At 70.3% G+C, this 21275-nt stretch carries 19 protein-coding genes and 4 pseudogenes; 8 read left to right on the plus strand and 15 right to left on the minus strand.

The annotated features are described in order from the left end of the window. The first annotated feature begins 89 nt into the window (after positions 1 to 89). Complete coding sequence (locus DE149_RS10625; protein ID WP_113914457.1) at positions 90 to 2621, plus strand: HAD-IC family P-type ATPase; 2532 nt, start codon at positions 90 to 92, stop codon at positions 2619 to 2621. Between the two features lie 6 nt (positions 2622 to 2627). Here the strand turns inward: DE149_RS10625 and DE149_RS10630 are convergent, their stop codons facing one another. Next, positions 2628 to 3449, minus strand: a complete 822-nt coding sequence (locus tag DE149_RS10630; protein WP_113914458.1) for a hypothetical protein — start codon at positions 3447 to 3449, stop codon at positions 2628 to 2630. 124 nt (positions 3450 to 3573) lie between these two features. Between DE149_RS10630 and DE149_RS10635 the strand changes: the two genes are divergently transcribed. After that, positions 3574 to 4026 (plus strand): acyl-CoA thioesterase, encoded by a 453-nt coding sequence (locus DE149_RS10635; protein ID WP_073117263.1) that lies wholly within the window; start codon positions 3574 to 3576, stop codon positions 4024 to 4026. 35 nt (positions 4027 to 4061) lie between these two features. On the opposite strand, the gene DE149_RS10640 is transcribed toward DE149_RS10635, so the two are convergent. The 7 genes from DE149_RS10640 to DE149_RS10670 all read right to left on the minus strand — a co-directional run bounded on the left by DE149_RS10640 (position 4062) and on the right by DE149_RS10670 (position 11023). Next, the gene (locus tag DE149_RS10640) at positions 4062 to 4697 is read right to left on the minus strand and encodes an energy-coupling factor transporter transmembrane protein EcfT (RefSeq protein ID WP_036336646.1); all 636 of its coding nucleotides are present in this window, start codon (positions 4695 to 4697) and stop codon (positions 4062 to 4064) included. Beyond that, positions 4697 to 5458, minus strand: a complete 762-nt coding sequence (locus DE149_RS10645) for an energy-coupling factor ABC transporter ATP-binding protein (protein ID WP_113914459.1) — start codon at positions 5456 to 5458, stop codon at positions 4697 to 4699. The genes DE149_RS10640 and DE149_RS10645 overlap by 1 nt, the downstream gene beginning before the upstream one ends. Then, entirely contained in the window at positions 5455 to 6120 is a 666-nt protein-coding gene (locus DE149_RS10650; RefSeq protein ID WP_010080061.1) for a biotin transporter BioY, read from the minus strand. The genes DE149_RS10645 and DE149_RS10650 overlap by 4 nt, the downstream gene beginning before the upstream one ends. A gap of 433 nt (positions 6121 to 6553) precedes the next feature. Further along, positions 6554 to 7728 (minus strand): IS3 family transposase gene (locus DE149_RS10655; protein WP_102708792.1). Its coding sequence is split into 2 segments (ribosomal slippage): positions 6554 to 7441 and positions 7444 to 7728, totalling 1173 coding nucleotides; the frame shifts between segments, so codons are not numbered across the junction. Between the two features lie 326 nt (positions 7729 to 8054). Beyond that, entirely contained in the window at positions 8055 to 8528 is a 474-nt protein-coding gene (locus DE149_RS10660; protein WP_230297579.1) for a signal peptidase II, read from the minus strand. Between the two features lie 180 nt (positions 8529 to 8708). Continuing rightward, positions 8709 to 10664, minus strand: coding sequence for a cation-translocating P-type ATPase (locus DE149_RS10665; RefSeq protein ID WP_170721174.1), 1956 nt, complete (start codon positions 10662 to 10664; stop codon positions 8709 to 8711). Next, positions 10661 to 11023 (minus strand): helix-turn-helix transcriptional regulator, encoded by a 363-nt coding sequence (locus DE149_RS10670; protein ID WP_036313923.1) that lies wholly within the window; start codon positions 11021 to 11023, stop codon positions 10661 to 10663. The genes DE149_RS10665 and DE149_RS10670 overlap by 4 nt, the downstream gene beginning before the upstream one ends. A 152-nt stretch (positions 11024 to 11175) precedes the next feature. Here DE149_RS10670 and DE149_RS10675 point away from each other — a divergent pair, with 152 nt between their 5' ends. The 5 genes from DE149_RS10675 to DE149_RS10695 all read left to right on the plus strand — a co-directional run bounded on the left by DE149_RS10675 (position 11176) and on the right by DE149_RS10695 (position 14801). Beyond that, the gene (locus DE149_RS10675; protein ID WP_036313837.1) at positions 11176 to 11925 is read left to right on the plus strand and encodes a cytochrome c biogenesis CcdA family protein; all 750 of its coding nucleotides are present in this window, start codon (positions 11176 to 11178) and stop codon (positions 11923 to 11925) included. Between the two features lie 43 nt (positions 11926 to 11968). After that, positions 11969 to 12709 carry a thioredoxin domain-containing protein gene (locus tag DE149_RS10680; protein WP_036313834.1) on the plus strand — a complete coding sequence of 247 codons (741 nt, stop codon included), beginning with the start codon at positions 11969 to 11971 and terminating at the stop codon, positions 12707 to 12709. 61 nt (positions 12710 to 12770) lie between these two features. Next, positions 12771 to 13430, plus strand: coding sequence for a vitamin K epoxide reductase family protein (locus DE149_RS10685; RefSeq protein WP_036313831.1), 660 nt, complete (start codon positions 12771 to 12773; stop codon positions 13428 to 13430). 54 nt (positions 13431 to 13484) lie between these two features. Next, complete coding sequence (locus DE149_RS10690; protein WP_036313828.1) at positions 13485 to 13862, plus strand: helix-turn-helix transcriptional regulator; 378 nt, start codon at positions 13485 to 13487, stop codon at positions 13860 to 13862. A gap of 30 nt (positions 13863 to 13892) precedes the next feature. Next, positions 13893 to 14801 carry a cation diffusion facilitator family transporter gene (locus DE149_RS10695; protein WP_036313825.1) on the plus strand — a complete coding sequence of 303 codons (909 nt, stop codon included), beginning with the start codon at positions 13893 to 13895 and terminating at the stop codon, positions 14799 to 14801. 205 nt (positions 14802 to 15006) lie between these two features. On the opposite strand, the gene DE149_RS10700 is transcribed toward DE149_RS10695, so the two are convergent. The 7 genes and pseudogenes from DE149_RS10700 to DE149_RS10730 form a co-directional block, all read right to left on the minus strand. Beyond that, a complete protein-coding gene (locus tag DE149_RS10700) occupies positions 15007 to 15624 on the minus strand; it encodes a recombinase family protein (RefSeq protein ID WP_036313821.1) in 618 nt (205 codons plus the stop codon). Between the two features lie 124 nt (positions 15625 to 15748). Further along, positions 15749 to 16165, minus strand: coding sequence for a hypothetical protein (locus tag DE149_RS10705; protein ID WP_113914460.1), 417 nt, complete (start codon positions 16163 to 16165; stop codon positions 15749 to 15751). Between the two features lie 75 nt (positions 16166 to 16240). After that, a protein-coding gene (locus tag DE149_RS10710) for an IS3 family transposase (protein ID WP_094449642.1) occupies positions 16241 to 17502 on the minus strand; the annotation gives its coding sequence in 2 pieces (ribosomal slippage) (positions 16241 to 17151 and positions 17151 to 17502; 1263 coding nt in all). A gap of 69 nt (positions 17503 to 17571) precedes the next feature. Continuing rightward, positions 17572 to 17904: pseudogene (locus DE149_RS10715) on the minus strand (TniB family NTP-binding protein); the annotation flags it as partial. Further along, positions 17898 to 18740 (minus strand): annotated as a pseudogene (locus DE149_RS10720) (Mu transposase C-terminal domain-containing protein); the annotation flags it as partial. The pseudogenes DE149_RS10715 and DE149_RS10720, both read right to left, overlap by 7 nt. Before the next feature lie 35 nt (positions 18741 to 18775). After that, a protein-coding gene (locus DE149_RS10725) for an IS3 family transposase (protein WP_094449642.1) occupies positions 18776 to 20037 on the minus strand; the annotation gives its coding sequence in 2 pieces (ribosomal slippage) (positions 18776 to 19686 and positions 19686 to 20037; 1263 coding nt in all). Positions 20038 to 20107: 70 nt separating this feature from the next. Next, positions 20108 to 20935: pseudogene (locus DE149_RS10730) on the minus strand (transposase); the annotation flags it as partial. Between the two features lie 248 nt (positions 20936 to 21183). On the opposite strand from DE149_RS10730, the pseudogene DE149_RS10735 reads away from it, so the two are divergent. Further along, a pseudogene (locus DE149_RS10735) lies at positions 21184 to 21275 on the plus strand (transcriptional regulator); the annotation flags it as partial.

The following is a 21275-nucleotide window of genomic DNA, read 5'->3' on the forward strand; positions in this document are numbered from 1 at the left end:
GCCCCACCCGCGGTCCCGCCTGCGGTCGCACCCGGGTTCATCCCCTCGTCGGATGCCCGGCCCCACGCCGGCTGGGTAGATTCTGTGCCATGGCCTCCCCCTCCCCTGCGTCCGCGCACCCGTCCGCCCCCGAGAGCGGGACGGGCCTGGGGTTCACCGGCGCGGCGGGGATCACCGGGCTCACCGCCGCCGAGGTCGCCGAGCGGGAGGCCGCGGGCCTGGTCAACGTCCAGTCGCGGGACACGTCCCGCTCGCTGGGGCAGATCCTGCGCGTGCACGTGTTCACGCTGTTCAACCTGGCGATCGCGCTGTGCGCCGTCGTCGTGATCCTGATGGGCCGCTGGCTGGACCTGCTGTTCTCGTTGGCGGCCGTGGCCAACGTGGTGATCGGCGTGGTCCAGGAGTACTCGGCCAAGCGGAAGCTGGACCGGATCGCGCTGCTGCACCAGGACGACGTCGTCGTCATCCGGGACGGGGCGCGCGTGCCCCTGCCGATGGCGCAGATCGTGCGGGACGACGTCGTGGTGCTGCGCCGCGGCGACCAGGTGCCCGTGGACGGCGAGGTCCTCGTCTCGGACGGCCTGGACATGGACGAGGCGCTGCTCACCGGCGAGAACGACCCCGTGCCCAAGACCCCCGGGGACGCCGTGCTCTCGGGCTCGGCCGTCGTGGCCGGCGCGGGCCTGGTGCGCGCGACGGCGGTGGGCTCGGCCTCGCACGCGGCCCGGCTCAGCGCCGAGGCCCGCCGCTACTCCGCCATCCGCTCGGAGCTGCGCGGCGCCCTGGAGACGGTGGCCCGCTGGCTGACGATCGCCCTGGTGCCGATCATCGCGGTGATCGTGCACGGCCAGATGACGGCGGTCGGCGGCTGGGCCCTCGCCCTCTCCCAGCCGCGCGAGGCCGCCCTGGAGCCCGCGCTGATCGCGTCCGTGGCGGCGGTGACCAGCATGATCCCGCAGGGCCTGGCGCTCATGACGACCATCGCGTTCGCCGTGGCCGCGCTCAAGCTGGCCCAGCAGGAGGTCCTCATCCAGGAGCAGCCCGCCGTGGAGGTCTTGGCCCGCGTGGACACCGTCTGCCTGGACAAGACCGGCACCCTCACCGAGGGCGGCGTCCGGTTCGACCGGCTCGCCGCGCCCGCCTCGGCCGACGCGTCCCCGGACGCCCACGACGACGGCGCCCCGGCCGAGGTCGCCGACGGGGCTCGGGCCGTGCTCGCCTGGTTCGGCGCGGACCCGGACGTGAACCCCACCGCGGCGGCCCTGCGCGAGCCCTTCACGGCCGTCCCGGCCGTGGACCCCGCGGCCCAGGTGGCGTTCTCCTCCGCGCGCCGGTGGTCGGCGGTCGCGTTCGGCCCCGAGGCCGGGGCCGCGGCCGGCACGTGGCTGCTCGGTGCGCCCGAGGCCCTCGTGGACGAGCGGCTCCTCGGCCCCGATGCCGCCCAGGCCGTCCGCGCCCAGGTCCACGCCGACACGGACGCCGGCCGCCGCGTGCTGCTGCTGGCCCGCACGGACGAGCCCCTGATCGGGGATGCGCTGCCCGCCGGAGGCGTCCCGGTCGCCGTCGTGACGTTCCGCGAGAACGTGCGCCCGGACGCCGCCGAGACCCTCGACTACTTCCACGCGCAGGGCGTGCGGACCGTGGTGATCTCCGGGGACAGCCCGCGCACCGTGGCCGCGGTGGCGCGCGAGGTGGGTCTCGAGGTGGCGGGCCAGGCCTACGACGGGCGCACCCTGCCGGAGGACCCCGGCGCGCTCGCCGACGTGATGGCCGAGCACGACGTGTTCGGCCGCGTCAGCCCGGACCAGAAGAAGGCGATGGTGCAGGCGCTGCAGTCCCGCGGGCACGTGGTGGCCATGACCGGCGACGGCGTGAACGACGCCCTGGCCCTGAAGACCGCGGACCTGGGCATCGCCATGGGCAACGCGGCCCCGGCCACCAAGGCGGTGTCCCGGATGGTGCTCCTGGACGGGCGCTTCGACCGCCTGCCACGCGTGCTCGGCGAGGGCCGCCAGGTGATCGCCAACATGGAGCGGCTCGCCCACATCTACCTGACGAAGACGACGTACGCGCTGCTGTTCGGCGTGGTGTTCTCCCTGTTCGCGTGGCAGTTCCCGCTGCTGCCACGGCAGGCCTCCACCGTGGACTTCATCATGATCGGCGCACCCACGTTCTTCCTCGCCCTGCTGCCGAACCCGCGCCGCTACGTGCCCGGCTTCCTGGGGCGGGCGCTGCGGTTCGCGATCCCCTCCGGCGCGGTGATCCTGCTGTCCATGGTGACGTTGCAGACGTACGTGCGCCTCACCGCCGGCGACGTCGACCTGCCCCGCCAGCAGGCCGCCTTCATGATCACCCTGACCCTGCTGGGCCTGTGGGTGCTCAGCGTGATGTCCCGGCCGCTGAGCGCGCGCGTGGTGGTCCTCATCCTGGCGATGTACGCGGTGCTGGCCGCCGTCGTGCTGGTGCCGGCCTCCCGCTGGTACCACCAGATGGAGGTCCCGCCCACGGACGTGCTCGTGGCCGCGCTGGTGATCGCGGCGCTCGGGTGCGGACTGATCGAAATCATCCACCAGGTGCACCGCCGCCACGTGGCGCGGGTGCTGGCCGCCGCGGGGGCCTGAGACCCCTCAGCGGCGGGCCCGGCGCACCGCCGCCCGGTAGCCGCACCACTCCGACACCAGCACGACGACGGCGACCAACAGGTACGCGACGTCCCACGCGCTGAGCCGCTCCCCGGCCACCACGCCCGGGAGACGGGTGGCCAGGATGAGCAGCACGAGCGCGGTGACCGCCCAGGCCCGCCGGCGGGGCGCGGCGACCCGGTCCTTGCGGAAGCCCACGGCGTACGACTCCGGGGAGCCGAGCTCCTCGGCCAGCGGGCGCCCGGCCGCGGCCCCGCGTGCCCGCGCGTCACGGACGATCTCGGCCACCCGTGCGTCGGGCAGGTCCTTGCGCAGCCGCAGGACGCCGGCGAGGCGGCGGGCCCAGGCGTCGTCGTCGAGGGCGGCGGGGGGCTCTTCCACGGGACGGCGGGCCGCCGGGAGCAGCCGGTGTGCGAGCCAGGCGAGGCCCGCGCAGACCGGGGCGACGGCGAGCAGCCAGAACGTGCTCCCGGTGAACAGGTGCGTCTGCGCGTTCACCTCGACGAGCCACCAGGCGAGCACCAGCCCGAGGGCCAGGAGGGCGGCGACGGCCACCAGCGTGGCGGCCAGCCGCGGGACGCGGGCGAGGAGCCGCTCCCAGAGGACCATCACCGCCGCCCCGGGCACACTCATGAGCACCGGGGACAGCAGCAGCCCCCACGTGTAGTCGGTGGTGAGCCCGTCGCGGAGCAGCCAGACCAGGCAGAACAGGACGGCGATGCCGGCGGCGACCGTGAAGCCGAGCACCGGCACATCGCGCCAGGTGGCGTCGGGTGTGGCGGGGTCGGGGTGGGGGCGGATGGTCATCGGCCGGGTCCTTCCTGTGTGCTCCGTTGCGGATCCCTCCGGCGACCCTACGGCCTGCTCGAGCACGTCTCCGCATCGGGCGCCCTCTCTCGTGCCGGCGTCGGCGTCGCTCTACCGTGGGGCCATGGACTCCACGCTCTTCACCCGTTCGGCCGACCGCGCCGCCCACGACGACGTCAACTTCCGCACCCGCAAGTGGGTCAAGCCGGAGGACCTCAACGCGAACAACACCCTCTTCGGCGGCTCGCTGCTGCGCTGGGTCGACGAGGAGGCGGCCATCTACGCGACCCTGCAGCTGGGCAACCCGCGGTGCGTGACGAAGCTGATCTCGGAGATCAACTTCCTGGCCTCGGCGAAGCAGGGCGACATGATCGAGATGGGCCTGCGCGCCACCGAGTTCGGGCGCACGTCCCTGACCATGCGGGCGAAGGTGCGGAACATCGTGACCGGCGAGATGATCCTGACCATCGACAAGATCGTGTTCGTGTCCCTGGGCGAGGACGGCAAGCCCGCGCCCCACGGCTTCACCGAGATCACCTACGACCGCGACCGTCTGCCCCTGGACAACCCCCTCTGAACCGGCCCGCCCCCAACGCGGGAGGGCCGGGGGCTCTAGTCGATGCCGCGGGCGGCCAGGGCGTCCCCGACGTCGTCGGCGTGCTTGAAGCTGAGCACCAGCAGCGGCAGCGCCCAGGCCCACGGCGCCATCCGTACCCCGCGGGCGGCCTGCGCATGCCGGATCTGCTCGGCCAGCGCGCGCAGGTGGCCGATCGAGGAGAGCACCAGGCCCATCGCCAGGCCCACGCGGTCGGCGCGGAACCCCGCCCGCGCCAGGCGTGGCCCCGCCCACGGGATCCGCTCGACCGGCCGCAGCACCGCCTCGGCCACCCCGGTCATGTCCGCGATCCGGGTGGTGCGCGTCAACACCTGCGCGGTGAGCACGAGCCCGAGCACGCGCGCCACCATGAGTCCGGCGGCGAACGCGTCGGTGAAGATCCACTGCGCCGCGAACAGGACCACGTAGAACAGCCACAGGGCGCGCAGATCGGAGGCGATCATCGCCGCCCCACGCCGCAGCCCGAAGCCCACGAGATACGCGGTCACGGCGCCCACGACGGCGGCGCCCGCCGTCCACAGGGACAGCGGCAGCAGGGTCAGGGCCAGCACCCACACCGCGAACAGGCCCGTCTTGAGGCCGGCACGGGCGTGATGCAGGGGCGAGTCGCCGTGGATGTACAGGGAGAGCATCAGCGCAGCTCCGCCGCCACGGCGTGGTCCAGGAAGCGCTCGTACGCCTCGACCACGTCCTCGGCCGGGCCGGTCCGCTCCACACGGCCGCCGTGGATCCACACCGCCTCGTCGCACGCACGGGCCAGCTCGAGGTCGTGCGTCACCAGCAGCAGCTGGAACCCGTCCGGGGCCGAGGGGTCGGCGGCCAGCAGCCGGTCGGCCACGATCCGCCGGTGCCGGCCGTCCAGCAGGGAGGTCGGCTCGTCGGCGATCACCAGGGACGGCCCGGCGGTCATCACCGAGCACATGGCCAGCCGCTGTGCCTGTCCCGAGGACAGGGACAGGCACGCCCGGTCCGCGAGCGCGGTGAGCCGGTGCTCCTGGAGCGCCGCGGCCACGCGTGCGGCGACGTCGTCCTTGGTCAGGCGGCGACCGGCGTCGTCCCTGAGCGACTTCACGGTCAGCTCCACGTCCTCCCGGACGGTGGGCATGACCATCTGCGCGGCCGGGTTCGCGAACACGAAGCCGACGGTGCGGCGCAGCGCCTTCACGTCCCGGACGGCGTCCACCCCGTGCACGGTCACCTCCCCGGCGACGACGTCGGCCAGCCCGGCGATCGCGCGGGCCAGCGTGGACTTGCCGGAGCCGTTCTCCCCGATCACCGCCACGCGCGGGGCCGTGAGGGTGAGGTCCACGCCGTCGAGGAGGACGACGACGCCCTCGGGGCCGTCGGCCTCGACGCGGACGCCCGTGAGGGTGACGGAACGGTCCTGGCTCATCGGAAGGCGCGGGGGTAGGCCTTCCACAGGCCGACGATGAGGATGACGGACACGACGAGCTTGATCAGGTCACCGGGCACGAACGGGGCCATGGAGAGGACGGCGGCGCCGAACTCCATCCCGGCGATCCCGACGAAGCCGAGCACGCCGAAGAAGTAGACCATGACGACGCCGCCGATCAGCCCGGCGACGGCCGCACCGAGCGCGACCCGTCCGGCGCCGAGGCCGGGACGGGCACGGGAAGTGAGGGCCCAGAAGATCAGGCCGACGATCAGCGCGGACGGGATCCAGCCGAGGATGAAGCCGGCCGTCGGGCCGGCGAACACGCCCAGGCCGCCGCGGCCGCCGCTGAGCAGCGGCAGGCCGAGCGCCACGAGGCCGGCGAACAGCGCCATCGAGGCGGCACCGCGCCACGGGCCGAGGATCACACCGGCCAGGATCACGGCGATGTTCTGCAGCACGATCGGGGCGGGCACACCGGCGACGGCGATCGGCGGCACCAGACCGAGGACGGCCATCAACGCGGTCATGACGGCGATGCGCGCGAGGCTGCCGCCGGCGGAACCGCGACGGGGGCGGCCGGCGTCGGTGGGGCGGTCCGCCGTCGTGGTGGCCGCGGGGCGGACGTGGCCGTCGTGGGACGAGGGCACGGAAGTGCTCATGGAGGGACTCCTGGTGCGGAAGCGAGTGCGAGGGGGCGCTCAGCCGAGGCGCGGGGCGCATGGCGAGTGCCCGACGAGTTGAACAGTGTTCAGGAGTCTACTGCAGGGGCGGAGGTGTGGGCGGCCGGGGTGCGTTCCCGGGGCGACACCGAGGCAGCGGTTGTCGAGATGCAACGAAGATTTCAGAAACGCGCGAATTTGATTCATACGCCGGTCAGGCCCTGAAGGGTTGACATCGGCTCCTCCTGCCCCTCGCCTGACCAGCGCACGGGATCACGGGCGCTACGCTCGATCCATGTGTCGAGATGCAGCGAAGATTTCACAAACGCGCAAGTATGTTTCATACGACCACGAGTCACTTAGGTCTTGACCTTTGAACATCGATCGACTAAGGGTCATAGGGGACTGGTGCACGTGTAGGTGACAGCCGTCTTCACGCCGCGTCTGCGGGCGTGTGGTCCATGATCAACTCGTACTCGACCGGCGTCAATCGGCCCAGGCGCACCTGCCGGCGGCGGCGGTGGTAGGTCCGCTCGATCCAGGTGATGATCCCGGCCCGCAGCTCGTCCCGGGTGTCCCAGTCGCGTCGGTCCAGCACGTTCTTCTGCAGCAACGCGAAGAAGGACTCCATAGCCGCGTTGTCCCCGGCAGCACCGACCTGACCCATGGACCCGATCAGCCCGTGGGTGGTGAGGGCGTCCTGGAATAGGGCCGAGCGGAACTGCGAGCCGCGGTCCGAGTGCACGATGCACCCGGCCACCGCATCGGTGCCGCCGCGGCGTGCCACGGCCTGCTCGAGGGCGTTCACGGCCAACGAGGCCTGCATACGCCCGGCCATGGAGTACCCCACGATCCTGCCGGCGTAGAGATCCTTGATCGCGCAGAGGTAGAGCTTGCCCTCACTGGTGGGGTGCTCGGTGATGTCGGTCAGCCACAGCCGGTTCGGAGCTTCGGCAGAGAAGTCCCGGCGGACGTGGTCGTCGTGCACGGGTGGGCCTGGGCGGGTCCCGTACTTGCCACGCTTGGCCCCGAACCCGCAGTGCCACCCGTTCTGGCGGCAGAGCCGCCAGGCAGTACGGGCGGCCATTCGCTCCCCGGCCGCCTCGGCCTCGTCCCGCAGCAGCCGGTACCCGAACTCCGGATCGTTCAGGTGAGCGGCGTGCAGGGCGTTGGCCCGGTAGGCCTGCTCCACCTCAGAAACGGCGACGGGCTGGTCCCGCCAGCGGTAGTAGGGCTGGCGGGCGAGCTTGAGGACCCGCAAGGACACCGCGACCGGGATCTGGTCGGCGGCGAGCTCGGACACGAGCGGGTACATCATTTTTTCGGCAGGTTCGCCTGGGAGAGGTAGGCCGCGGCGCGGCGTAGGACTTCGTTCTCCTGCTCGAGGAGCCGGATCCTGCGGCGGGCTGCGCGGAGTTCTTCGGCCTCGGCCTTGGTGGTGCCTGGGATGTTGCCTGCTTCGATATCGGCCTGGCGAATCCAGTTCGTCAGGCAGGACTCGGAGATGCCGAAGTCCTTCGCGATGTCTTTCAGATGGGTGCCGGGCTCACGGTTCTGCGCGACCCGGACGACATCATCGCGGAACTCTTTGGGGTAGGGGGCGGGCATGGTGCACATCCTTCCCTGTGGTGTGGGAACACCACAGATCGTATGTCACCTGTACGTGCGTCAGTCCCTCCCTCGGCCGTCGGCCTGTGCACGATCGGCCCCTTGACCACAGGGGTCAGGAGCACCGGGGTCGGGACGCGGATATGGTCTGTCGTTCCCAGGGCCGGGGCTTCTGCTCCATCGCCGACCGGCGTCGAGGCGTGCCACCCACCTGTCGCACCGCCCCACCCCGCCAAGATCACCGTGTGGTCTCGTACGGCGCCGGCAGGTTGACTCCCTAGGGGGGACCGACTGCAGCGGGCCGCGGAGGGGAGTCCTAGTAGTGGTTATCGCGCGACGTCGACGGTGCCCCGGTCGGGCACCGTGGCGGTCAGGAGGACCGCGGCCAGCGCCCCGCCGACAATGAAGATGTCCGCGATGTTGCCGATGAACCAGTTCCCGTAGGCGAGGAAGTCCACCACGTGGCCTTGCCCGAATGACGGTGGGCGCAGGAGCCGGTCACCCAGGTGGGAAGTCACCGCGCCGCCGAGACACCCGATCACGATCGCCCAGGACACGGTACGGACCCGGAGGGTGAACCAGATCGCCGCGGCGACCGCCACCGCCGAGATGATGGTGAAGATCCAGGTCGAGTTGGCCCCGAACGAGAAGGCCGCCCCGGGGTTGTAGGCCAGCTGGAGCCCGAGCAGCTCACCCAGGAGCGGGACTCGCTCGCCCGTGGACAGGCTGTTCTCCGCCCACCACTTGGTCACCTGGTCCAGGACCACTACGCCGGCCCCGATCGCAATGGTCAAGAGCACCAGGGGGTACCTGCGCCGGTGGTTCATTCGTGTCCTTTCGCGATGCGCCCGTTTCCCGGCGCCTCAGTGGATCTGCTGACCCCGGCGCGACCTGTGAAATCGCTGGCAGGTACCGGATGGACCGGACAGGTCGGGTCTCACCGGGCCTGGGCGTCTCTGTCCCGCAGGCACGGTAGGAGCTCATCCCGTGGTGGCGGGTTGGGCTTGCCGGTCGGTGAGGGGTTCCAGGGCGGTGCGTCGGGTGGTGGCGGCGCGCAGGCCGTTGCCGATGACGATGACCTCGGCGACCTCGTGGACCAGGACCACGGCGGCCAGGCCGAGGACGCCGGTGATGGCCAGCGGCAGCAGCACGGCGATGATCAGCAGCGAGAGAATGATGTTCTGATTGATGATGGCCCGGCCGCGGCGGGCGTGGGCCAGAGCTTGGGGGATCAGGCGCAGGTCGTGGCCGGTGAAGGCGACATCGGCGGATTCGATGGCTGCGTCCGAGCCGGTGGCGCCCATGGCGATGCCGACCTCGGCGGCGGCCAGGGCGGGAGAGTCGTTGATGCCGTCACCGATCATCGCGGTGGGCCGGGTGCCGGTCAACTGGTGGACGGCGGTGGCCTTGTCCTCGGGGCGCAACTCGGCGCGCACGTCGTCGATGCCGGCCTGGTCGGCGATCGCCCGGGCGGTGCGGGCGTTGTCCCCGGTGAGCATGGTCAGGTCGATGCCCTGGCCGGTCAGGGTGGTCACGACGGTGGGGACCTCAGGGCGCAGTTCGTCACGGACCCCGATGGCCCCGGCGACCGCCCCGTCGCGGTGGATGATGACCACGGTCATGCCCTGGTCCTCCAGCCCCTGGACCTGGGCCGCCAGGGGGCCGGGGGCCAGCCAGCGGGGGCTGCCGACGGTGACGGTAGCCCCGTCCAGGCGGCCGGTGATCCCGTGCCCGGCGGTCTCGGTGACGCCCTCGGCCGCGGGCGTGTCCGGGGTGGCGGCGGTGATGGCCGCGGCCAACGGGTGGGTGCTGTGCTGTTCCAGTGCCGCGGCCCAGCCCAGCACTTGGTCCTCGGTGATGCCGGGGGCGGCGAGCACGGCGGTGACGGTGGGCTGGTTGCGGGTCAGGGTCCCGGTCTTGTCCACCGCCAGGTGGCGGATCCCGCCGAGGCGCTCGAAGGCGGCCCCGGATTTGATGACCACCCCGAACCGGCTGGCCGCGCCGATCGCCGAGACCACGGTGACCGGCACCGCGATGGCCAGCGCGCAGGGCGAGGCGGCCACCAACACCACCAGGGCGCGGGTGATCCACAGTTCCGGGTCCCCGAGCAGGGACCCGAGGGCCGCGACGAGCACGGCCAGGATGAGCACCCCGGGCACCAGGGGCTTCGCGATCCGGTCGGCCAGCCGGGCCCGGTCCCCCTTCTCGGCCTGGGCCTGTTCGACCAGGTGCACGATGGTGGTCAGGGAGTTGTCGGTGCCGGCGGCGGTGGCGTCAATCTCCAGGGCCCCGGCGGTATTGATCGACCCGGCCGAGACGGTGTCTCCCGGGCCGACCTCGACCGGGATGGACTCGCCGGTGATCGCCGAGGTGTCCAGGGAACTGCGCCCGGTACGCACGATCCCGTCGGTGGCGACCCGTTCCCCGGGCCGGACCACGAGCACCTGCCCGGGTCGCAGGTCCTTGGCCTCGACCTCCACCGTGGCCCCGCCGGCCCGGATGGTCGCGGTCTCGGGCACCAGTTTCAGCAGGGCGCGCAGGCCCGCCCGGGCCCGGTCCATGGCCTTGTCTTCCAGGGCCTCGGCGATGGAGTACAGGAACGCCAGGGCGGCGGCCTCCTCGATGTAGCCCAGGATCACCGCGCCGATGGCGCTGATCGTCATCAGCAGTCCGATCCCGAGCCGGCCCCGGGTGAACAATCCGCGCAGCGCCCCGGGCACGAAGGTCCAGGCGCCCAGCACCAGCCCGACCCAGAACACCACCGTGGCCACGAGACCGGCCCCGGACCATTCCAGGACCAGCCCGGTGAGGAACGCCAGCCCGGAGAGCGCCGGGAGCAGGATGGCTGCATCGCGCCACCACGGCCGGTGCTCCTCGTGCTCCTCGGGTGCACCGGGAGTGGGGGTCGGGGCCTCGCAGCCGCAGGCGGCGCTCACGAGGCCACCTCCGCCGTGTCGCAGCACCGGGGTACCGGGCAGCCCGGGTCCAGGCAGGGCGCGGAGGCATCCACCGCGAGGGTCACCTCGAGCAGACTGCTCAGCGCCCGGGCCAGGTGCGCATCGACGATCGCGTACCGGGTGCGGCGGCCCTGGTGCTCGACGGCCACGATCCCGCAGTCCCGCAGGCAGGCCAGGTGGTTCGACACGTTCGACCGGCTCAGCCCCAGGGCCTGGGCCAGCTCGGCCGGATACCCGGGGCCCTCCAGCAGGGACAGCAGGATCCGGGATCGGGTGGGGTCGGCCATCGCCCGGCCCAGCCGGTTCATCACGTCCAACCGTGTCGCAATCGTCAGCATGTGGTGAACTATACAGCCTGCACTGTAGTCTCTTGCGGGGTTTCGCCCGGGCCGGGCGACCCCGATCGATTGAATCAGTGAGGACCCTCCGTGACTGCCCGTTGCTGCCCCACCTTCCCGCATCGCCGCTGCCGGGGCCGAGGAGGACGGCCATGAGCCTGGGTGGGTTCTTCGCCGAGATGGTCCAGTCCGGGGCACTGCTGGTGGCGATGCCGCTGGCCGTGGTCGCCGGGCTGGTGTCCTTCCTCTCCCCGTGCATCTTGCCGCTGGTGCCCGGATACCTGGGGTATGTCTCCGGGCTGGCCGACCCGCGCCGGGCGGACAACCGGCGCCGGGTGATGACCGGGGTGGGACTGTTCATTATGGGCTTCGCCGCGGTGTTCACCCTCTACGGGGCCGCCTTCGGGGTGATCGGCGGGTGGCTGTTGCAGTGGCAGGACGCGCTGATCCGGGCCTTGGGGGTGTTCGTGATCCTGATGGGCCTGGTGCTCATCGGCTGGCTGCCGTTCCTGCAGAACACCCGGCGGATGTCCTTCCAGCCCAGGACCGGGATCGCCGGGGCCCCGCTGCTCGGGGTGGTCTTCGGCCTGGGCTGGACCCCGTGTATGGGCCCGACCCTCAGCGCCGTGCTGGCGTTGAGCACCACCACCGGGGACCCCTGGCGCGGGGCCCTGCTGGGCTTCCTCTACTGTCTGGGCCTGGGCATCCCCTTCGTGCTGGTGGCGATGGGCCTGGACTGGGTCACCCGAACGCTGGGCTTCGTCCGCCGCCACATCCGCGCCTTCAACATCATCGGCGGGGTACTGCTGGTGCTCGTCGGGGTGCTGATGGTCACCGGGATCTGGACCCTGTGGATCTACCAGCTGCAGAACCTGGCCGGCACCTTCACCACCCCCGTCTAACCCCGCCCGCACACGCCCCCCCACCTCACGGATTGGACCGCTCGTGACTTCCCCTGACCCCACCGCTTCCACCCCGTCTTCTCCCACCCCGTCCCGGCAGCGCCGGGCCAAGATCGTGGTCTGGGTGCTGCTGGGCCTGGTCGTGGCCGCCGCCCTCATCGGTTACCTTGTGGCCCGCGGGACCGCCACCGCCCAGCAGCAGGACCCCAACCAGTCCACCGCCCAGTCCACCGGGCAGTCGACTGGGTCTGCCGGTCAGTTGGTGCGGGAGAATAGCCGGGTGCTCTCGCAGGCCCCCAATGAGAAGGCCGTGCTGGTGGAGTTCCTGGACTTCGAGTGCGAGGCCTGCGCGGCGGCTTACCCCTTCGTGGAGGACCTGCGCGCCGAGTATGCGGACACCGTGACCTTCGTGCACCGGTACTTCCCGCTGCCGGGCCACCCGAACTCGGTCACCGCGGCCATCGCCGTGGAGGCCGCTGCCCAGCAGGGCGCCTACGAGTCGATGTACCAGAAGATGTTCGAGACCCAGACCGAGTGGAGCCACACCACGGAGGACCGCAGCCCGGTCTTCCGGGCCTACGCCGAAGAGTTGGGCCTGGACATGGCCGCCTACGATGCCGCGGTGGCCGACCCGGCCACCCGGGACCGGGTCGAGCTGGACGTGGCCGACGGCACCGCCCTGGGCGTGGCCGGGACCCCGACCTTCTACCTCGACGGTGAGCCGCTCACCGTGAACAGCCTGGAAGAGTTCACCGCCGCCGTCGAGGCCGCCACCCAGGACTGACCGCCCGGACCATCCGCGGCCACCCGGGCCAGAGCAGAGGACCGAGAGCAAAGGACTTCCCATGACCGACCGGCTCACCGAGCCCACCGCCCCGAGCGCCGCCTCCCCAGTATCGGCAGCCGGCCCGGCGCCGGCCCCGGCGTGGTTCACCGGGCGCCGGGCCTTCGGCCTGGTGCTGCTCGTCACCGGCGCCGTCGGCTGGATCGCCTCGGCGACCCTGGTCCTCGAACGCCTCGCCCTCTACGAGAACCCCGGCCACACCACCAGCTGTGACATCAACCCCTGGGTGTCCTGCGGACGGGTCATGGGCACCTGGCAGTCCGAGCTGTTCGGCTTCCCCAACCCGCTGATCGGCATCGTCGCCTTCGCCGTGGTGATCTCCACCGCGATGGTCGTGCTCTCCGGGGCCCGGCCCGGCCGCGGGTACTGGCTCGGGCTGCAGGCCGGGGTCACCCTCGGGATAGGGTTCGTGGCCTGGCTGTGGTTCCAGGCCCTGTACGAGATCTACATCCTCTGCTTGTACTGCATGATCGTCTGGGCGGCCATGATCCCCCTGTTCCTCCTGCTCACCGCCCGCAACCTCGCCCACGGCGTGATCCCCGCCCCGCCGGGGGTGGTCCGGTTCGCCACCGGCTGGGCCGGGACCCTCATCGCCGTCGCCTACGTCGCCGTCGCCGGCTCGGTCTTCGTCCAGTTCCTCCCCGCCTTCACCGGCTTCTGACCGGTCCTGGGGCGCGACCTCGCCATTATCGACTGAAGGCGCTATCATCGTCGTATGACGATGATTAAGGAGCCGGGGGTGTCCCCGGCGGCGGGCCTGGGCCCGGCGGCGGCGCTGTTCCACGGGTTCTCCGACCCCACCCGGTTGGCGATCCTGCGGCACCTGGCCACCGGGGAGCACAAGGTGCGCGAGCTGACCGAGCACCTCGGGTTGGCCCAGTCCACGGTCAGTGCGCACCTGGCCTGCCTGGCCGGCTGCGGGTTGGTGGCCTCCCGGCCGGTGGGCCGGGCCTCGCTGTACGCCCTGGCCGCCGAGCCCGAGCTGCTTCAGGTGCTGGCCGCCGCCGAGCGGCTGCTGACGGTCACCGGGCACGCGGTCGAGCTCTGCCCACACTCCGGCACCCCGGGCCCCGACGGCCCCGCCGCGGCCTGAGCCCGGTCCCGGAGAAGGAGGACACAGTTAATGGGTGCACACCACCACGCCTCGCCGGCGCACCGCTGGCGGCTGGCGGTCGCTTTCGCCATCACCACGGCGGTGCTGCTGGCCGAGGTGGCCGGGGCGCTGATCACCGGCAGCCTGGCCCTACTGGTGGACGCGGCGCACATGCTCACCGACGCTGGCGGGTTGCTGATGGCCCTGCTGGCCTCCACCCTGATGGCCCGGCCGCCCACGGCCCGGCGCACCTGGGGGTTCCTGCGCGCCGAGGTGTTGGCCGCCCTGGCCCAGGCCGCCATCCTGCTGGCCGTGGGTCTCTACGCCTTCATCGAGGGCCTGCAGCGACTGTTCGCCCCGCCCGAGGTAGCCTCCGGCCCTCTGCTGCTGTTCGGGATCCTCGGCTTGGCCGGTAACCTCGCCTCGCTGGCCGTCCTCGGCTCCGGCCGCGGGGCCAACCTGAACATGCGCGCCGCGTTCCTGGAGGTCCTCAACGATGCGCTGGGCTCGGTGGCCGTGATCGCCAGCGCCCTGGTCATCGCCACCACCGGCTGGGCGCAGGCCGACGCCGTGGCCGGGATGCTCATCGCCGTGTTGATTGTGCCCCGCACCCTGAAGATCCTGGCCGAGGCCGCGCACATCCTGCTCGAATCCACCCCCCGGGACCTGGACCTCGCCGAGGTTCGGGACCACCTTGAAGCGGTGCCGCACGTGGTGTCCGTGCACGACCTGCACGCCTCCCAGATCGCCACCGGGGTCCCCGTGCTCAGCGCCCACGTCGTCGTCGAGGACCACTGCTTCCACGACGGGCACGCCCCCCAGATCCTGGACCAGCTCCAACACTGCGTCGCCGAGCACTTCGACGTGGCGATCGACCACTCCACCTTCCAACTCGAACCCGCCGCCCACGCCCACCACGAACACCCCACCCACCACTGACCCAGTGGGGCTGGTTGAGCAATAGACGCGTCCGCAGGAGGAACCCCCCACCGGACACACCCGCAGCCGACATGGATGAACAGTGGCACGCCACTAGGGACATCCCGCATGACCCGTCCGGTGGTCCGTCCCGCGACGGCACGTCATACGACACGCCCCCGGGTGGGTCACCATCGGCGGCACACAGCTCCGCAGCCCGCGGTGGTCATCGGCGTTGGGCCAGCACCTTCTGTCCGGCTTCGCGCAGTTCCCCGGTGGGTGAGACGTGGCGGTAGAGGGTCTGGCGGGTGATGCCCAGTTCCTTACACAGGGCACCGACGTTGGTGTCCTTGTTCCCCATCGAGGCCATCGCCAGGCGGATCTTGGCCGGGGTCATCTTGTAGGGCCGGCCGCCCTTGCGGCCTCGGGCCCGGGCCGAGGCCAGGCCGGCCTTGGTGCGTTCGGAGATCAGCTCGCGTTCGAACTCGGCCAGGGCGGCGAAGATCCCGAACACCAGCTTGCCGGAGGCGGTCGTGGTGTCAATCGCCGCCCCCTGGCCGGTGAGCACCTTCAGGCCCACGCCCCGCTCGGTGAGCTCGTGCACGATGTTGACCAGGTGGCGCAGGTCCCGGCCGAGTCGGTCCAGCTTCCACACCAGCAGGGTATCCCCGGCCCGCAGCGCTTTCAGGCACGCGGCCAGATGGGGACGGTCATCGCTCTTGCCGGAGGCCTTGTCCTCGTACAGAGCCTCCGGTTCCACGCCGGCTTCGAGCAGGGCGTCGCGTTGCAGGTCGGTGGCCTGGGAGCCGTCAGCCTTAGACACCCGCATGTACCCCACGAGCACCGCCCACCACCCCTGTCATTTATTCGATCGTTTATGTGACACGAGGCCCGCAGAGCGAGATGTTGAGAAATATTGTCACGTAACCGGTCATTTATTCTACGTCTCGCAGACGGTCACGGCGCAGCTATGGTGACAGGTAGTCCGAAGGGATGCCGAGCTCGGTGAAATTGCTCCGGACGCCTTGGATCACTTCGTCGTTGTCGCGGCGGTACATCGTGCAGAAGTTGAAGAGTTGGCGGGCGGTCTCGGGGGTGGTCCGGGCTTCCTCGACGACGGCCTGAAAGTTCTTTTTGATCTCCTGCCAACGGATGGCGGTGGGGTCCGTGGTTTGTTCGGTGCTGCCGGGGTCGCGGGAAATGTCCGGTTGGGGCAGGAACACCTCGGCTTCGCGTCCGGGGCAGGTCATGGCCCGGGTTTCGAACAGGTGTATCGCGGTGGCGGCGGCTTCCAGGGACTGGAGTTGGCGCTGATCGGAGAGTTCCTCGTAGGGGCGCCACGGGCCCTGTCCGGCGCGGACCGGGTGGCCGGTGCGGTCCCACACCTGTCGTGTCAGCCGGCCGGGTGCGCCGCATTCGATGATGGGGCCCTACCCCCGGATCTTGGACACGGGGTGTGATTACGCAGCCGTCGGCAGCGTAGCGGTGTTGCCGGTCTCGTAGAGGACCGGCGGGACGTAGCGGCACCACGAATGGCGTCGCTTGGTGTTGTAGCGGACGAGCCACCTGAAGACCTGCCGGCGGCAGACCAGTTCGTTGCTCCAGCAGGCGGCGTCTTGGAGAACCTCGCGCTTCATGGTGGCGTTGAACGACTCGGCCAACGCGTTGTCCGCGCTGGACCCGACGGCGCCCATGGACTGGGTGACGCCGAGCTTGCGACAGAGCTTGGCGTAGTCCTTCGAGCAGTAGACCGACCCGTGGTCGCTGTGAAATACGCTGCCCTTGAGGGTGCCCCGGGTTGCGGCGGCGGCCTTCAACGCGTCCTCGACGAGCTCGGTACGCATGTGGTCAGCGATGGCCCACCCGACAAGCCGACGGCTGTAGCAGTCGATCACGGTCGCCAGGTAGAGGTTCGTGCCGTCGGCGATCGGCAGATAGGTGATGTCGCCGACGTAGCGCAGCCCTGGCGCCGGGGCGGTGAAGTCGCGCTTGAGCAGGTCGGGGTACTTCTGGCCAGACGGTTCGGGGATCGTGGTCCGCACCCGCCGCTTCTTCACATAGCCCCGGATTCCTTGCAGCCGCATCACCCTGGCGACGCGCTTGTGGTTTACCCGCTCACCGGCAGGCGCGCTGTCGTTGAGCTCGGCGGTGATCCGTGGCGCACCCTGGGTGTTGTCCTCGGCATGGACAGCCCTGATCCGCTCTGCCAGCGCCGCGTCGTCAGCTGCCCTGGCTTCTCGGGCCGGGGCAGCCTTGAGCCAGGCGTAGTAGGACGAGCGCTCGATCTCGACGAGCTCACACAGTCGCTTCACCTCGAAGGTGGCGGAGTTGTCGGCGACGAACTGGAAGCGACTCACCAGCCCGTCTCCCCAGCGAAATACTTGGCCGCCCGCTGGAGGATCTCCCGCTCGGTGGTCAGCTTCGTCGTCTCGACCTCGAGCTCGTTGACCCGGGCCTCGAGCCGGGCGATCTTCTGCTCAGGCGTCTCACCGGCGGGACCCGTAGGGCTTGTCGGCGACGGCTTGGACTGCAGTGGGCTGGAGGTCAATGTCCCGTCAGCGGCGGTCTTCTTGCCGGTCCCGTAGACCTCGAGCCAGTGCCGCAGCGTGCCGCGCACGATGCCGAGATCCTCGGCGATGCCGCGGACCGTGGCGCCCGGGGTGGACTCGTACAAGTCGACGGCCTGACGACGGAACTCCTCGGAGTAGTTCTTCCTGGCCATGATTCCTGGATCATCTCGCTTCCCCAGCAGGTGCTGGATTCAGCGTGTCCAAGAACCGGGGTCAAGCCCCGATGGTTCCGAGGGCATCTGCACGCACACCACCGGGACCTGCTCCCGGTCCGGTTCGGAGCTGGGCGGGTGCTGCCGGCGGAAGCGCTCGATGATCATCGACTTGCCGTTGTTTGTCGGGCCCACCAGTAGCAGGTTGGGCATGCGCTGCTTCGCCGGCCAGCCGAGCATGGTCTCCAGACGCTCGACGGCCTCGACCGCCTTCGGGTAGCCGATCCAGCGGTCCGCGCGGATCCGCTGGACCCGCTCGGCCGCCGGCAATCGCGCCACCGGCTGCGCGGCCGGGTGCAAGTGGGACAGCTCCAGCGGCTCGTACTCGTTGGCATTCACCATTGCTCGATCTCCCCGAACCGGGCCACCACATCCAAGTCCGTTGGTACGACCGGTGGTTCCGGCACCGGGGGCGTCGGCCTCGTAGTGGTCGTCCCGGTCTGGGTGCGGCGTTGCCTCTCGCGGCGGGTGCGCTTGGTGGTCTTCTGGGCGGTCTCGGAGATGGTGCGCATCTGCTCGATCATCCGGAACAGGCCCGACTCGTCGACTTCGGTGGCCCCACGCTCGCGCAGCCGGGCCAGAGCCTGCCGGTGCTCCCACACGCTGACCGCCGGGTTCGACAACGCCCGATACGGGACCTCGATGTACGCGGTGCCCTCGGGGTCCAGCACCCAGATGCGGCTGATATCGCGCGGATCCCGCCGGATGAGGAACCGCTCCAGGGCCTCGCGGCGTGCGATCCACGGCTTGAGCGCATTGGCGAAATAGTGGACATGGTCCAGAACAAACCCGGTGCGCGTGAGCTTGCGGCGGAACACGGGCAGAAAGTCCACTAAGAACGCCGTTGGGTTGGCCGTCGTCATCGGGGTACTGGTAGCTGCGACCGACTCGACCCACCGTCCGGCCGGGGTCTGGCCCAGCGTGGAGTGCACCGTGTCGTGGTAGGTCGCCACAGCCAACACCAGCCACCGCTCCAACTCGGCAATCGTCAGTGCGGCCATCTTCTCGGCGTCGTACGCTCCACGCTCGACTGGGTTCGAAAACGTGGTCCCCGGCAGCTCGTGGATCTGTCGCATGGCCGTGCCGATGACCCGCTCGACGATCCCGCCGTAATGCGGCCGGCCCAGCGGGCGGTAGTCGAGGCTGATACCGTGCTGGTCGCACCCGCGGGTGAGCGCGGGCCCTACCCCCGGATCTTGGACACGGGGTGTGATTACGCAGCCGTCGGCAGCGTAGCGGTGTTGCCGGTCTCGTAGAGGACCGGCGGGACGTAGCGGCACCACGAATGGCGTCGCTTGGTGTTGTAGCGGACGAGCCACCTGAAGACCTGCCGGCGGCAGACCAGTTCGTTGCTCCAGCAGGCGGCGTCTTGGAGAACCTCGCGCTTCATGGTGGCGTTGAACGACTCGGCCAACGCGTTGTCCGCGCTGGACCCGACGGCGCCCATGGACTGGGTGACGCCGAGCTTGCGACAGAGCTTGGCGTAGTCCTTCGAGCAGTAGACCGACCCGTGGTCGCTGTGAAATACGCTGCCCTTGAGGGTGCCCCGGGTTGCGGCGGCGGCCTTCAACGCGTCCTCGACGAGCTCGGTACGCATGTGGTCAGCGATGGCCCACCCGACAAGCCGACGGCTGTAGCAGTCGATCACGGTCGCCAGGTAGAGGTTCGTGCCGTCGGCGATCGGCAGATAGGTGATGTCGCCGACGTAGCGCAGCCCTGGCGCCGGGGCGGTGAAGTCGCGCTTGAGCAGGTCGGGGTACTTCTGGCCAGACGGTTCGGGGATCGTGGTCCGCACCCGCCGCTTCTTCACATAGCCCCGGATTCCTTGCAGCCGCATCACCCTGGCGACGCGCTTGTGGTTTACCCGCTCACCGGCAGGCGCGCTGTCGTTGAGCTCGGCGGTGATCCGTGGCGCACCCTGGGTGTTGTCCTCGGCATGGACAGCCCTGATCCGCTCTGCCAGCGCCGCGTCGTCAGCTGCCCTGGCTTCTCGGGCCGGGGCAGCCTTGAGCCAGGCGTAGTAGGACGAGCGCTCGATCTCGACGAGCTCACACAGTCGCTTCACCTCGAAGGTGGCGGAGTTGTCGGCGACGAACTGGAAGCGACTCACCAGCCCGTCTCCCCAGCGAAATACTTGGCCGCCCGCTGGAGGATCTCCCGCTCGGTGGTCAGCTTCGTCGTCTCGACCTCGAGCTCGTTGACCCGGGCCTCGAGCCGGGCGATCTTCTGCTCAGGCGTCTCACCGGCGGGACCCGTAGGGCTTGTCGGCGACGGCTTGGACTGCAGTGGGCTGGAGGTCAATGTCCCGTCAGCGGCGGTCTTCTTGCCGGTCCCGTAGACCTCGAGCCAGTGCCGCAGCGTGCCGCGCACGATGCCGAGATCCTCGGCGATGCCGCGGACCGTGGCGCCCGGGGTGGACTCGTACAAGTCGACGGCCTGACGACGGAACTCCTCGGAGTAGTTCTTCCTGGCCATGATTCCTGGATCATCTCGCTTCCCCAGCAGGTGCTGGATTCAGCGTGTCCAAGAACCGGGGTCAAGCCCCCGCTTCGCTCTTGAACTCCCGAGCATTGTCCACATACAGGGCCTTCGGCTTGCCACTCATCGGCCAGGCCGCGTCGATTCCGAGCCGCTCCAGCCAGGGCCGCTTGTCACCGGCCGCATGGGCCAGGCACAACCCCACCGACACCGCCGAGGGCGGCTCCAAGGTCACCACCATTCCAACCAGACACCGACTGCACACGTCGATGGCCACCGTCAGATACGGCCGTCCGATCGGCTGACGGTCACGGTCATCGACCACGATCAGATCCATGACCGTGTGATCGATCTGCACCTGGTCCAGGATCGACTCGACTACCGGAACCTCGTCCCCGGCCGATTGCAACGGCCGGACGCTCTCGGCCCCCTCGCGCCGCCGGCCCACCTCGACCGGATTCATCCGAGCGATCCGCGCGGCCACCGTGTTCCGTGCCGGAGCCGGCAGCCCCTGCACGGCGCAGGCCCGCGTGATCTCCCGATGCAGGGAGGCAATGCTGCGCTTCTGCCGGGTCAAGTACCGCTGGCACACCAGCTCACGGATGATCTGCTCCACTGGCTCCGTCAGCCGGCCCCCACCCTTGCCACCATCCGATCGCCGGGGGACAAGATCAGTGACCAGGCCCGAGCCCCGCCGGTACCGCTCCAGCAGCACGTACACCCGGCGCCGGGAGATCCCCAGCTCCATCGCGGCTTCGTCGACGGCAGCCAGTCCCACTGGATCGTGCTCGGCCAGGCGACCGATCACCCCGGCCCGCAACCGGGCCTGCTCCCACTCACGCTCGGGCACCGCAAGCACGCCCGGTCCAGCCATCTCATCCTGGTCGCCGTCCACGCCCGCCTCCTCATAGAGAACAGGACTACTGAGCAGATGCGACGCTAGTGCACAGGACTACTGAACGACCAGGGCTCGGGAGTCGACGACACCACCCCCGAGAGGACGGGCCCGAGAGCGCAGTCGACTTCTGAAAATGACACGAGGACTGAGCTCGCTCGACGTACGGTGAAGGATCCCCTTACGGGCATGCGATCTGGGCTGACGCCTGTGACCGAGTGTTCAGTTCGCGCTGTATAGTTCAATCCATGATGACTATTGCTTCGCGTCTCGACGTGATGAACCGCCTGGGTCGTGCACTGGCCGACCCCACTCGATCCCGGATCATCTTGACCCTGCT

Source organism: Micrococcus sp. KT16 (genome assembly GCF_003315015.1).
GTDB classification, from domain to species: domain Bacteria; phylum Actinomycetota; class Actinomycetes; order Actinomycetales; family Micrococcaceae; genus Micrococcus; species Micrococcus luteus.

What these genes read in the sequence shown, in the direction of transcription:
- DE149_RS10625 (WP_113914457.1), top strand. Translation starts at nt 90, where the DNA reads ATGGCCTCCCCCTCCCCTGCGTCCGCGCACCCGTCCGCCCCCGAGAGC.
- DE149_RS10630 (WP_113914458.1), bottom strand. Translation starts at nt 3,449, where the DNA reads ATGACCATCCGCCCCCACCCCGACCCCGCCACACCCGACGCCACCTGG.
- DE149_RS10635 (WP_073117263.1), top strand. Translation starts at nt 3,574, where the DNA reads ATGGACTCCACGCTCTTCACCCGTTCGGCCGACCGCGCCGCCCACGAC.
- DE149_RS10640 (WP_036336646.1), bottom strand. Translation starts at nt 4,697, where the DNA reads ATGCTCTCCCTGTACATCCACGGCGACTCGCCCCTGCATCACGCCCGT.
- DE149_RS10645 (WP_113914459.1), bottom strand. Translation starts at nt 5,458, where the DNA reads ATGAGCCAGGACCGTTCCGTCACCCTCACGGGCGTCCGCGTCGAGGCC.
- DE149_RS10650 (WP_010080061.1), bottom strand. Translation starts at nt 6,120, where the DNA reads ATGAGCACTTCCGTGCCCTCGTCCCACGACGGCCACGTCCGCCCCGCG.
- DE149_RS10670 (WP_036313923.1), bottom strand. Translation starts at nt 11,023, where the DNA reads ATGCTGACGATTGCGACACGGTTGGACGTGATGAACCGGCTGGGCCGG.
- DE149_RS10675 (WP_036313837.1), top strand. Translation starts at nt 11,176, where the DNA reads ATGAGCCTGGGTGGGTTCTTCGCCGAGATGGTCCAGTCCGGGGCACTG.
- DE149_RS10685 (WP_036313831.1), top strand. Translation starts at nt 12,771, where the DNA reads ATGACCGACCGGCTCACCGAGCCCACCGCCCCGAGCGCCGCCTCCCCA.
- DE149_RS10690 (WP_036313828.1), top strand. Translation starts at nt 13,485, where the DNA reads ATGACGATGATTAAGGAGCCGGGGGTGTCCCCGGCGGCGGGCCTGGGC.
- DE149_RS10695 (WP_036313825.1), top strand. Translation starts at nt 13,893, where the DNA reads ATGGGTGCACACCACCACGCCTCGCCGGCGCACCGCTGGCGGCTGGCG.